The 12,010-nt window shown below is 74.2% G+C and carries 10 protein-coding genes; 3 read left to right on the forward strand and 7 right to left on the reverse strand.

What is annotated here, in order from left to right; genetic code table 11:
- Window positions 1–81 precede the first annotated feature (81 nt).
- Together hisN and DMH08_RS22790 are read left to right on the forward strand one after the other, a co-directional pair.
- Window positions 82–885, forward strand: a complete 804-nt coding sequence (gene hisN, locus DMH08_RS22785; protein WP_026401236.1) for a histidinol-phosphatase — start codon at window positions 82–84, stop codon at window positions 883–885.
- Between the two features lie 114 nt (window positions 886–999).
- Complete coding sequence (locus DMH08_RS22790) at window positions 1,000–1,191, forward strand: hypothetical protein (protein WP_125617583.1); 192 nt, start codon at window positions 1,000–1,002, stop codon at window positions 1,189–1,191.
- A gap of 43 nt (window positions 1,192–1,234) precedes the next feature.
- Here the strand turns inward: DMH08_RS22790 and DMH08_RS22795 are convergent, their stop codons facing one another.
- Window positions 1,235–2,698: a carboxylesterase/lipase family protein gene (locus tag DMH08_RS22795; RefSeq protein ID WP_125617585.1), complete on the reverse strand. Its 1,464-nt coding sequence runs from the start codon at window positions 2,696–2,698 to the stop codon at window positions 1,235–1,237.
- 73 nt (window positions 2,699–2,771) lie between these two features.
- Window positions 2,772–3,443 carry a TetR/AcrR family transcriptional regulator gene (locus DMH08_RS22800; protein ID WP_125617587.1) on the reverse strand — a complete coding sequence of 224 codons (672 nt, stop codon included), beginning with the start codon at window positions 3,441–3,443 and terminating at the stop codon, window positions 2,772–2,774.
- Window positions 3,444–3,547: 104 nt separating this feature from the next.
- Between DMH08_RS22800 and DMH08_RS22805 the strand changes: the two genes are divergently transcribed.
- Window positions 3,548–4,441, forward strand: coding sequence for an oxygenase MpaB family protein (locus DMH08_RS22805; protein WP_125617589.1), 894 nt, complete (start codon window positions 3,548–3,550; stop codon window positions 4,439–4,441).
- Here the strand turns inward: DMH08_RS22805 and DMH08_RS22810 are convergent.
- The 5 genes from DMH08_RS22810 to DMH08_RS42675 all read right to left on the reverse strand — a co-directional run.
- Window positions 4,411–5,220 (reverse strand): SDR family oxidoreductase, encoded by an 810-nt coding sequence (locus tag DMH08_RS22810; RefSeq protein WP_199747951.1) that lies wholly within the window; start codon window positions 5,218–5,220, stop codon window positions 4,411–4,413. The two genes, DMH08_RS22805 and DMH08_RS22810, sit on opposite strands and share 31 nt — an antisense overlap.
- Complete coding sequence (locus DMH08_RS22815; protein WP_026401241.1) at window positions 5,217–6,572, reverse strand: cytochrome P450; 1,356 nt, start codon at window positions 6,570–6,572, stop codon at window positions 5,217–5,219. Before DMH08_RS22815 ends, DMH08_RS22810 begins: the two co-directional genes overlap by 4 nt.
- 98 nt (window positions 6,573–6,670) lie before the next feature.
- Window positions 6,671–9,610 carry an AMP-binding protein gene (locus tag DMH08_RS22820; RefSeq protein ID WP_233617750.1) on the reverse strand — a complete coding sequence of 980 codons (2,940 nt, stop codon included), beginning with the start codon at window positions 9,608–9,610 and terminating at the stop codon, window positions 6,671–6,673.
- Between the two features lie 69 nt (window positions 9,611–9,679).
- A complete protein-coding gene (locus DMH08_RS22825; protein WP_026401242.1) occupies window positions 9,680–11,326 on the reverse strand; it encodes an AMP-binding protein in 1,647 nt (548 codons plus the stop codon).
- A 110-nt stretch (window positions 11,327–11,436) separates the two neighbouring features.
- Window positions 11,437–12,010, reverse strand: a 574-nt coding sequence (locus DMH08_RS42675) for a DUF3054 domain-containing protein (protein ID WP_325052941.1), incomplete at its 5' end; no start/stop codon positions are given.

Raw genomic sequence — 12,010 nt, forward strand, 5'->3', positions numbered from 1 at the left:
GCCCGAAAAGCGGGAACGGCCCCGCGCGGGGCCCGCGGGGGTGTGTCGGGGCGCCCGCCGGTCGCGGTAGCGTGGCACGCCGTGGCGGGCTATTCCGATGACCTGCGTTTCGCGCACGTGCTGGCGGACCAGGCCGATGACATCACGACCAAGCGCTTCCGGGCGCTCGATCTCGACGTCGAGACGAAGCCGGACCTGACACCGGTGAGCGACGCCGACCGCGGCGTGGAGGAGCAGCTGCGCGCCACGCTCGGCCGGTCCCGGCCGCGCGACGCGATCCTCGGCGAGGAGTACGGGCGGACCGGCGGCGGGAACCGCTGCTGGGTCATCGACCCGATCGACGCGACGAAGAACTTCGTGCGGGGCGTCCCGGTGTGGGCGACGCTGATCGCGCTGATGGAGAACGACGAGGTCGTCGTCGGGGTCGTGTCGGCCCCCGCGCTGAACCGGCGCTGGTGGGCGGCGCGGGGCGGCGGCGCGTTCACCGGCCGGAGCCTGACCCGCGCGACCCCGATCAGCGTGTCGGCCGTCGGTGAGCTGTCGGACGCGTCGCTGTCGTTCTCGAGCCTGAGCGGCTGGGAGGAGGCGGGGCGGCTGAACCACTTCCTCGACCTGACGCGCGAGGTGTGGCGGACGCGGGCGTTCGGCGACTTCTGGTCGCACATGATGGTCGCCGAGGGGGCCGTCGACGTGTCGACGGAGCCGGAGGTGTCGCTGTGGGACCTCGCGGCGCTCCAGGTGATCGTCGAGGAGGCGGGCGGGATGTTCACCGACCTGTCCGGCGTGCCCGGCCCGGACGGCGGCAGCGTCGTGTGCACGAACGGGAAACTGCACGCGGACGTCCTGCGCACGCTGGGCGGCGGGCAGCTCTCCCTGCGCATCTAGCGGCGGAACCCGCCTCTTCCAGGGACTTTCCACCGGGCCACTCGCGACATATCGTGGAACGACGGTCGGCGCACGGCCGTTGTCCCGGTAGGGCGGCCCGTATCGGAGGTAGGCATGTCGACCCAGACCAAGATCGTGATCGGCGGTGTCGCCGTCGGCTTCCTCACGTTGTTCATCTTCCCGTGGTGGCTCACCGCGCTGATCATCCTCGGCGTGCTCGCCGCGCCGCTCGCGGGGTACCTGATGCTCGACCCGTCCCAGCGCAGGCGGGTCCGGGCGCAGGGCCGCAAGCGGCTGAACGGCTGACCCGTCCGGCCGGGAGCCGACTCCCGGCCGGCGCGGGGCGGCGTCAGGCCCAGAGCTCGCGGTCGGCGCCGCGCGGGTCGCGGACGGTCGCGTCCGCGTCCCCGTCGAAGACGCGCACGGCGCGGGCGTCCGCGTCGTACCGCTCCCAGCCGGGGTCGCCGTCCGCCGCGAACCGCACCCACGCGCGGTGCAGGGCGTCGGCGAGGGCCTGCGGCGGGTTCGGCCCGGCCAGTTCCGAGTCGGGCACCAGGTTGTCGAACACGAACCCGAGTTCGAGGGCGTGGCAGGCGCCGAGGTCGTGGTTCGGGGACCGCCAGCCGAACTCGTACATCCACGTCCGGCCGCCGTTCGCGGCGTGCCCGGCGGCGGCGCGGTGCGCCGGGACCCGGAACAGGCTGTCGGTGACGATGGCCGCCATCAGCTCGCCCGGGGCGAGCGCGGGGTACCGCTCCCGGTAGGCGGCGGCGACCGCGGGCGGCACGCCCATCCCGGCGGTGGCGGCGCCGACGAGGTCGTCGGTGAGGACGGCGGCGACGCCGGTCGGCATCAGGAACAGCCGGAACTCCTCGGCGGTGTAGCCGGTGAGCAGGTCGACGCCGCGGCCGGCGCCGGCCGCGATGGCGTCCTCGGGGCGCCGGGCGAGCAGCTCGCCGTCCAGGACGGGGGTGAGCGCCATCCCGCCGGCGGCGGTGGTGGCGCCCCAGCGGGCGGGGTCGGGCAGCGCGGACACCTCGCCGGAGACGGCGGCCTGCACGGGGACGATCGCGGCCGGGTCGAGCGCGGCGAACCCCTCGGCGGTCGGCTCGACGCCGAGGCGGGCCGCGATCTCCTTGGCGACGAGCAGCGCGTCGTCCGGGTCCTGCGCGATCTGCCCGGCGCCGCTCTGCGCGACCGCGCGGTGGAACAGCCCGAGGTCCAGGGAGAGCAGGGTGGTGACGCTCATCGCGCCCGCCGACTCGCCGAACACCGTGACGCGTCCTGGGTCGCCGCCGAACGCCGCGATGTTGTCGCGGACCCATTCGAGCGCGGCGATCTGGTCGCGCAGGCCCCGGTTGGCCGGGGCGCCCGGCAGGTACGCGAAGCCCTCGACGCCGAGCCGGTAGTTGATCGTCACGCAGACGACGCCGTCCCGCGCGAAGTTGCCGCCGTCGTAGGTCGGGACGGCGCCGGACCCATTGACGAACGCGCCGCCGTGGATCCACACCATCACCGGCAGCCCGGACCCGCCCGGCTCGGGCGTCCAGACGTTGAGGTTGAGGCAGTCCTCGCCCGGGATCTCGGGGTCCGGGAGGAGGGTCTTGAACGGGCCCGCGTAACCGGGTTTCGGCGCGGTCGGGCCGTACGCGGTCGCGTCGCGGACGCCGTCCCACGGCGCGGGCGGGCGCGGCGCCCGGAAGCGGTCCGGGCCGAACGGCGGCGCGGCGTAGGGGATGCCGAGGAAGGCGGTGACGCCGTCCCGGGTGGTGCCGCGGACCCTGCCGTGCTGCGTGCGGACGACCGGCTCCATGTTCGCGCCTCCGGTTCTAGAACGATATTCGAACAACCGAAGACTAAGGGACGGCGCGGCGGTCGGCGAGCCCTTATCGGCGCAGCATGCGGGTCAGGTAGTCGCGGGCGAACGCGCGGATCTCGCCGTCCTCCTCCAGCGGCAGCCCGCCGCCCGGGACGAGCAGCAGCGAGGCGGCGAGCCGCACCAGCACCTCGGCGACCGCGTCGTGCTCGGCGGCGTCCGCCGGACGGGCGCGGCGGAGCCGCTCGGCGAGGACGTCGCGGGCCGCGACCAGGACCGCGCCGCCGTTCATGCCGAGCTGCGGCAGCAGGGTCTCGGGCTCGCTCTCCAGGACGCGCCGCATCAGCGGGTGCCGCCGGGCGCCCTGCAGGCCCGCGACGAACCCCTCGACGACGGCGTCCTCGGGCGTCGCGAGGCCCTCGGTGGCGCGGGCGATCGCGGTGAGGAACCGGCGCACCTCCCGCAGGATGACCGCCTGCAGCAGCCGGTCCTTGCTGGTGAACCGGCGGTAGATCGTGGTGCGCGCGACGCCCGCGCGCCGGGCGACGTCCTCGACGCTGACGCGGCGCAGCCCGTAGGTCTCGAACTCGGCGAGCGCGGCGTCCAGGATCCGGGCGTCCAGGTCGTCGGCGCCGCCCGGCTCGGGCGACGACAGCCGGGCGAGCAGCCCGCCGTCCGCCGCCGCGTCCGGGCCGCCGCGGGCCGCGTCCGCGCGGGCCGCATCCGTCGCATCGGTGGTCATGCCCGCACCCTAACCGCGGAGCGGCCCCGCCGGTGACCACCGGGAAGCAACAAAGCTACAATCTTCGTCATTCTGTTCCTCTCGCGTTCCCCCCGGCGGTGCACATGACGGACCCGGCCCCCTCCCCGCTCGGCCCCGGCTCGCTCACCTGGCGCTACTTCGGCGACACCCGCATGCTGCTCGTCGGCCCGCGCGCGGCCGTCCTGCAGAACATGCTGCCCGCGCTCGGCCAGGGCGTCCTCGACCACTCGGTCTTCTTCGCGGAGACGTTCGCGCGGCTCAAGCGGTCCGCCGGGCCGATCCTGGACACCGTCTACGGCGGGGAGCGCGCCGCCGCGACCGGACGCACGGTGCGCGACTACCACCGCGACATCAAGGGGACGATGCCGGACGGCTCGCGCTACCACGCCCTCGACCCCGAGACGTACTACTGGGCGCACGCCACCTTCCTCGACAACATGATCTACGGGATCGAGACGTTCGTCCGGCCCCTGTCGGAGGCGGAGAAGCGCCGGATCTACGAGGAGTCGAAGGTCTGGTTCCGGATGTACGGGGTCAGCGACCGGGCGATGCCGGACGACTGGGACGGCTTCCGGCGGTACTGGCGCCGGATGCTCGACGAGGAGATCGTCGCGCACAAGACCGCCAGGTACGGCGTCGGCTACGTGACCAAGGGGCTGCCGGCGCCGCCGCGCGTCCCGGCGCCGCTGTGGCGGGCGGTGTCGCCGCCGCTCGACGCGGTCGCCCGGTTCATCACGGTCGGCGGCATGCCGCCGCGGATGCGGGAGCTGCTGGACCTGCCGTGGAGCGCGGCGGACGAGCGCCGGCACCGGCGGTTCGCCGCGCTCGTCCGGAAGGGCAACGCGCTGTGGCCCCTGCTACCGGAGTCCGTCCGGTACCTGCCGCAGGCCCGCCGCGCCTTCCGGGAGGCGCGGAAGGCGCGGCGGGATCCGCGGCGGGGCGGCGCTCAGGAGCCGGCGCGGATGCGGGCGTCGTAGCCCTTCCGGGCGGCCGGGTCGTACTCGAGGAAGATCCGGTCGAGCCCGTACCGGCGGGACACCGCCCGCCGGACCCGGTCCGGGAGCAGGGCGCCCAGCCGGGTCTGCGTCCCGAGCCGCTTCGGCACCACGATCTGCGGGCGGGGCCGCCCGATCAGCCCGACGATCGCGGCGGCGATCTCCTCGGGCTCGCAGTTGCGCATCCCCGTCGGGCTGGCCGTCCCGGCGACCAGCTCGGTGTTGGTGAAGGACGGCAGGACGGCGCTCACGTGCACGCCCCGGTCCCGCACCTCCAGCCGCGTCGCCTCGGTGAACGCGACGACGGCGGCCTTGCTCGCGTTGTAGAGCGCCAGCCCCGGCGTGTAGAGCAGGCCGGCCAGCGACGCGACGTTGACCACGTGGCCGCGCCCGCGCGGCAGCATCCGGTCGAGGGCGAGCTTGGTGCCGGTCATCACGCCGTGCACGTTGATGTCGAGGCAGCGGCGGGCGTCGTCCTCGCTCTCCTGCGTGACGGGCCCGATCGGCATGATCCCCGCGTTGTTGACCAGGACGTCGAGGGGCCCGGCCTCCGCTTCGGCCCGGTCGAGGAACGCCTCGAACGACGCGCGGGACGTGACGTCCACGACGAGCCCGGTGACGCCCAGGTCGTCCGCCGCGGCCCGCACCGCCGCCTCGTCGATGTCGCCGATGACGACGGTCGCGCCGCGCGCCTTGGCGGCGCGGGCGGTGGCGAGGCCGATGCCGCGCGCCGCCCCGGTGATCGCGATGACCTTGCTCACGGGGTCTCCCATCGTTCGAGGCGGACGGGCAGCCCGTCCTTGGGCGACGGCAGCGACGTGGTGTCGAGCGGCCACTCGTACCGCGCCGGGACGCTCCACCGGTACCGCTGTAGGATCTGGTGCAGGATCGTCTTCACCTGCATACCGGCGAAGTACAGCCCGATGCACTTGTGCGCTCCGCCGCCGAACGGCGCCCAGGCGTACTTGTGCGCCTTGTCCTCGCGGCGCTCCGGGGAGAAGCGCTCGGGGTCGAAGCGCTCCGGGTCGGTCCACCACTGCGGCATGCGGTGGTTGCTGAGCATCGGCACCACGACGACGGTCCCGGCGGGGACGTGGTAGCCGAGGACGGACGTGTCCTTGACGACCTTGCGGGGCAGCGCCGGGACGGGCGCGACCATCCGCAGCGACTCCTTCATCACCATGTCGATGCCGGTGAGGGCGTCGAGGTCCTCGTACCCGGGCCGCGGCTTGCCGAGGGCGAGCGACTCGTCGCGGAGCCGCTCCTGCCACTCGGGGTACTTCGCGAGGTAGTAGGCCATCGTGGTGAGCGTGATGGTGGTGGTGTCGTGCGCCGCCATCAGCGCGAAGATCATGTGGTTGACGACGTCCTCGTCGGTGAACCGGTGCCCGTCGTCGGTCTCGGCGTGGCACAGCGCGGCGAACAGGTCGTCCCCGCCGTCGCGGCGCTTGGCGGGCAGGTGCCGGTAGAAGAACTCCTCCAGCACCTTGCGGGCCCGCAGGCCCTTGTGCCAGCGCAGGCCGGGCACGGGGAAGCGCACGTAGGCCGTCCCGGCGCGGACGGCGTCGACGAACGCGCCGTTGACCCGGTCGCGTTCCGCGCGGTCCAGTTCGACGCCCATGAAGACGTCCACGGCGAGGTCGAGCGTGAGCTGCTTGACGTGGTCGTAGACCTTGAACTCCCGCCCCGGCGTCCACGCGTCGAGGCCCTGCACGATGCCGGGCTCCATCGCGTCCATGTAGGCGCGCAGCCGGGCCTTGGTGAACGCCTGCTGCATGATGCGGCGGTGGTGCAGGTGCTCCTCGAAGTCCAGGAGCATGATGCCGCGGTTGAAGAACGGGCCGATGAAGTAGCTCCAGGCGGGGCCGTTCGCGAAAGCCTTGTCCCGGTTGACCAGGACGACCTCCGCGGCTTCGGGGCCCTGCACCGTGCAGGTGCGCTGCCCGAGCAGCCAGCCCCAGGCGACCGGCCCGTAGGCGTCGTAGCGCTTGCGCGCCTGCCCGATCGGGTCCCGCATCACGGCCAGCGTGTTGCCGATGTAGGGGATGCCGGGCACGCCCGGGACCGGTTTGAGGTCGCTGCCCTGGGGCGGCGGCGCGAGGACGCCCGTCATGGCACCTCCGGGGGGTTGTGCAACAAAAGGACGGAAAATGTTGCTTCGTTATCTGTTGCTTCGTTGTAACGCAGCGGACACCGGTAAGTCCAGACTTATCAGGGGTGACCTGCGACGCCCTCCGGCGCGCCGGCGCCGCCGGGCGGCCTGAGGAGCCGCCGGCGCGCGTACCGCGACAGCGGCCGGTAGCCGCCGCCCCGGTCGCGCGCGTACGCCCCGTCCCCGGCCTCCGGGACGCCCTCGTCCCGCAGCGGCCCGGTCTGCAGGCGCCGCCCGGCCGTCACCGGGATCTCGTCGACCACCCGTACCAGCGCGGGCCGCAGGCCCGGGTCCACCCGCAGCAGCGCCTCGGACAGGTCGACGGGCTTGAGGTCGGCGCCGTCCCGCAGCCGGACGGCCGCCGCGACGATCTCCGCGTCGCCCACCGGGATCCCGTAGACCGCGACGGCGTCGATGTACGGCAGGTCGCCGAGCGCGTCCCGGATCGGGCCGGGCGGGACGATGCCCTCGGCCGTCCGGATCAGTTCGGCGTCCCGCCCCAGCAGCCAGAAGTCGCCGTCGGCGTCGCGGGTGAACAGGTCCCCGGTGATGGACCAGGCGTCGTCCGGTTCGAACACGCCCCGCACCGGGCGGGACGCGTCGCCGAGCGCCGCGGGCCGCACCCGCGACAGCAGCATCCCGATCTCGTCCGGTGCGCACTCGATCGCGAGCCCGTCGGGTCCCTCGGCGAGCCGGCCCCGCTCCAGGTCGTAGCGGGCGAGCCGCACCTCGGCGCTGCCGGGCAGCGGGCGGCCCAGCGACCCCGGCTTCTTGCCGCTCAGGTTCACCAGCACCGACTCGCCCGCGGTGGACGCGTAGAACTCCAGCACCCGCGCGGGCGCGAACCGCTCCTCGACCCGCCGCCACAGGCCGCGCGGCATGCCCGAGCCGATGAACAGCCGGACGGCGTGGTGCCGTTCGGCCGGATCCGGCGGCGCGTTCACGAGGTCGCGCAGCAGCGTCCACGTGTACGACGCGACCGTCACCCCGTACCGGCGCGCCTCGTCCCAGAACGTCGCGGGGTCGTAGCCGCCCGCCAGCGCGAGCCGCGCGCCGCCCGCGACGGCGCCGCCGAGGCTCATCAGCAGCGCCGACGGGTGCTGGATCGGGGTGATGCTGTACACGGTGTCGGACGGCGACAGCGCGGCCGACGAGGCCGTGCCGAACGCCGACAGTGCCCACCGCCGGTTCGTGATCCGGCTGGCCCGCAGGTGCTCCCCGTCCCCGCTGAACACTACGAACGCGAGGTCGCCCGCCCGTCCGGGGTTCGGCCGGTACCAGGCGGGCGGCTTCATCGCGGCGACGTCGATGCGCTCCATGTCCGGCAGGACGTCGCGTCCCGCGCCGCGCGCGCCGCCCAGCAGGTGCGCCGGGACCCCCAGTTCCGCCGCGCGCGCCGCGTGCTCCGGGTCGGCGATCACCCGGCCGACGCCGCCGAGCCGCGCCTCCGCCGCCGGGTCGCCGTCCGGGCGCAGCAGCACGGCCACCGCCCCCAGCCGGGACAGCGCCGCCACCAGCGCGAGCGCCGACGGCCGCGTCCCCATCAGCACGCCGACCGGGTCGCCCTGCCGCACCCCGATGTGGATCAGCCCGCGCACCACGGCGTCCACCCGCCGCTTGGCCGCCTCGTGGGTGTGCCCGCGCCCCTGGTAGACGAAGAAGACCTCGTCGGGCATCCGCGCGGCCTGCTCGTCCAGCAGCAGCCCCATCGACATGCGGGTGGCCGAGTGGATGCGCTCCAGCCGCGCGAGCCGCGGCAGGTTCTGCGCCGCCTCCCCCGCGAGCTGCCGGGTGCCGCTGACCGCCCGCGACACCGCCCGGACCGCCGACGTCGCCGCGCTCGTCCCGACGCCCATCGCGAGCTGCAGCCCGTACCCGGCGGCGCCGCCCGGCGGGCGCGGCGCGCGGACCTCCTCGCCGCCCGTGACGGGCACGACGGCCTCCGGGAGGTCGCCCCGCCCGTCCCGCCACCGCGCCCACGCGGCGACCGCGGGCCACGTCTGCTCGGTCGCGACCGTCCCGACGACCAGGCCGAAGTGCCCGGCGCGCAGGGACGTCTCGTACACCCGGGCGCGCGGCGCGGCCTTCCGGATGCCGCGCACCATCGGCGGCGCGGCGATCTCGTCGACCTCGCCCACGAACGTCAGCACGGGGCACGTGATGTCGGCGAGCGTGACGAGCCGGTCCCCGATGACGAACCCGCCGGTCAGCATCCGGTTGTGCTGGATGAACTGCCGCAGGAACTCCGCGAGCGCGGGCCCGGGCCACGACACCCAGCCCTCCCGCTCCAGGAACCGCCGCTGCCGCTCCCGGGGCGCCAGCCGCTCCCGGTCGTGGAGCTGCAGGATGAACTCGGCGCGCGACCGCACCGACTTCACCGGGCTGAGGAGCTGGAACCCGAGCCGCGTCACCCACCCGGGCACGGCGAACTCGCCCAGCACCCAGTCGGGGACCCGCTCCAGGCCCTCGACCGCCACCCGGCTCGGCACCCCGAACGGCAGCCCGACGCTCGTGTCGGACGGGCTGCCGAACGTGACGACCGACGCGACGCCGGCGCTGCGCCGGTACGCCGCCGCCTGGTAGACGAACATGCCGCCCTGCGAGTACCCCGCCAGGTGCACGTCCCGTCCGGTGGCCTCCCGGACCCGGTCGACGGCGTCGCTCACCGCGAGGACGTGGTCGGTGACCGTCCGCTCCAGCCCGCCCGGCTCCCGCTCCGGCGCGCCGAAGTCGACGACCCACGGGTCGGCGCCGAGCCGGCGCAGGACGCCCACCGCGCTCGACCGCGACGAGACGTCGTACACCTCCGCGGTGATCATCAGCGGCGGGACGAGCAGCACCGCCGGTCCGCCCCCCGCGTCCGGGAAGTAGTGCCGCAGCCGGTACACGCGCTGCTCGGTGACCACCTCGCTCGGGGAGGCGTCCTCATCGGTGTCGAACCCGCCGAAGCGGGCGACCTCCAGGGCGTTCTGCGCGGTGGACCCCAACCGGCGCAGCATTCCGGACACAGACGGCATCGTCGACCTTTCACAGCGTCAACGACATGTTGTCCGTTCTCGCCGCGTTTATCAATCGATCACGCGGCCGCCCTCCATCCGGCCCGCCTGGAAGTGCTCCAGCATGTACCGCCGGCGCGGCTTGCCGCTGGACGTCCGCTGGATCAGCCCGCCGCCGACGACGATCGTCAGCTCCACGTCGTCGCCGAGGCGGCGCCGCAGCATCTCCCGGACGTCCGGCGCCCACGACTCGTCCTGCGTCTCGGCGAACAGCACGATGCCCTTGCGCCCGGCGCCGGGCACCCCGACCGCCACGATGCGGCCCTTGCCGAGGCCCGTGCTCTCGGCGATCTTCGCTTCGAGGTCCTCGACGTAGACCGACCGGCCCCGCACCTTGATGCTGTCGCCCATCCGGCCGAGGACGAACAGCTGCCCCTCGTGGAAGAACCCGGCGTCCCCGGTGAACACCCGGCCGCCGGAGAACCGCGTCGACTTGGCTTCCGCGCCCGCGTAGTACCCCGGGCACGCCGACGCGCCGCCGACGACGATCTCGCCGAGCAGCCCCTCGCCGAGCTCGCGGCCCTCGTCGTCCACGATCGCCACCGGGACGTCGTCCTCGGGCGTCCCGCAGCCGACGATCCAGCCGGCCTTCGCGCCGAGCGACCGCGGGCCGAGCGGGTGCTGCTCCAGGATCCGGACGGGCTCGCCGAACGACAGCGCGTCCGGGTCGGGCCGCACCGCCAGCGGGGGCCGCCACGCGTTGTCCATGGTGACGAGCAGCGTCGTCTCGGCCATCCCGTAGGCGGGCCGGAACGCCGACCGGTCGAACCCGAACGGTTCGACGAGCTGCGCGAACACCTCCAGCGCGTGCGGGTCGATCGGCTCCGCGCCGATCAGCGCCATCTTCCAGCCGGACAGGTCGAGCCCCTCGAGCTGCTCCGGCTTCACCCGGCGCGCGCAGTACGCGTACGCGAACGGCGGCGCCGCCGTGTGCGCAGCCTCCGCGAAGCAGCGGATCCAGCGCGCGGGGTCGCGGATGAAGTGGTCGGGCCGCATCAGCCGCAGCATGCCCTGCCGCGCGATCGGCGTCAGGAACGTCCCGATGAGCCCCATGTCGTGGTAGAGCGGCAGCCAGGACGCGACGACCTGCTCGTCCTCGAACCCGGCCGTCCGCGCGATCAGCTCGCTGTTGGCCTCGAGGTTCTCCCAGGTGACCATCACGCCGCGCGGCGACCCGCTCGACCCGGACGTGAACTGCAGCAGCGCCAGCTCCCCGGCGGGCTGCACCGCGACGTCGTCGCCCTGCCGGGGGCGCCACGGCGTCCCCTCGATCCCCGCGTCGGCCATCGCCCGTCCGGCGTAGTCCGCGAGGCCGTCGGACGCCACCACCAGCGCCGGCCGAGCCTGCCGCAGGATCGCCGCGACGTGCGCGACGTAGTCGTCGCCGTCCTGGAACAGCGGCGGGGTGATCAGGCACACGGTCGCCCCGGCGGCCCACACCCCGAAGTAGGTCTCGACGCAGGTGTAGTCGGTGGGCAGGATCACGCACACCACGTCGCCGGGCCGGACGCCCTCCTCGATCAGCGCCCCGGCGGTGCGCCGCGCGGCGGCCGCCAGCGCACCGTAGTCGCGGAAGTCCCACCCGCCGTCGTCGGTCGCCAGGTGAACGCCGCGTTCGGGGTTCGGCTTGTCCAGCCAAGCGCGCAGCGCAGATGCCATCGTGTCCCTTTCGACATGCCGAGATCGGTCACCCACGTGACTCGTGGGTAACTTCACCAGCGCCCGGCAGTCCACGTCAACCGGGAGGAATCACCAAAAAGACCGCCCGGTCATTCGGCGGCGGCGACCTTGCGCGCCCGCAGCAGCGCGACTGCGCGCCAGCCGAGCATCGTCGCCCCGAGGAAGAGCAGCGACACGATCACGAAGGCGGGCGCCGTGCCCTGCCCGGACACGGCTCTGAGCAGCATCCCGACGGCGACCGTCGACGCCCACACGACCACCCCGGCGGGCACGACCGCCTCGGGCCGCCGCCATACGCGCCCGATCGCCCATCCGGCGGCGACGGCGACGGCGAACGGCCAGAGCGTCGCGGCGAATCCGCTCAGCCCACCGGACCCGTCGTGCTCGGCCCGCCCGATCACCACGAAGGCCACCACGCAGACGACGTCCGCGAGACCGGCCAGAACCCTGCGCTGCATGCCCGACACGCTATCCGCCCACCCAACATGCTCAAGTCCACGCTCCCGAGCCGACCAGAGGGCACCGGAGAGGGCCGACCCGAACGCCCATCCGGCGGCGACGGCGACGGCGAACGGCCAGAGCGTCGCGGCGAATCCGCTCAGCCCACCGGACCCGTCGTGCTCGGCCCGCCCGATCACCACGAAGGCCACCACGCAGACGACG

Origin of the sequence: Actinomadura sp. WAC 06369, from assembly GCF_003947565.1 — a bacterium.
GTDB lineage: Bacteria > Actinomycetota > Actinomycetes > Streptosporangiales > Streptosporangiaceae > Spirillospora > Spirillospora rifamycini.

Bases quoted from the DNA above. Each gene is read 5' to 3' on its own strand.
- DMH08_RS22790 (WP_125617583.1), top strand. From the start codon at position 1,000: ATGTCGACCCAGACCAAGATCGTGATCGGCGGTGTCGCCGTCGGCTTC.
- DMH08_RS22795 (WP_125617585.1), bottom strand. From the start codon at position 2,698: ATGGAGCCGGTCGTCCGCACGCAGCACGGCAGGGTCCGCGGCACCACC.
- DMH08_RS22800 (WP_125617587.1), bottom strand. From the start codon at position 3,443: ATGACCACCGATGCGACGGATGCGGCCCGCGCGGACGCGGCCCGCGGC.
- DMH08_RS22805 (WP_125617589.1), top strand. From the start codon at position 3,548: ATGACGGACCCGGCCCCCTCCCCGCTCGGCCCCGGCTCGCTCACCTGG.
- DMH08_RS22815 (WP_026401241.1), bottom strand. From the start codon at position 6,572: ATGACGGGCGTCCTCGCGCCGCCGCCCCAGGGCAGCGACCTCAAACCG.
- DMH08_RS22820 (WP_233617750.1), bottom strand. From the start codon at position 9,610: ATGCTGCGCCGGTTGGGGTCCACCGCGCAGAACGCCCTGGAGGTCGCC.
- DMH08_RS22825 (WP_026401242.1), bottom strand. From the start codon at position 11,326: ATGGCATCTGCGCTGCGCGCTTGGCTGGACAAGCCGAACCCCGAACGC.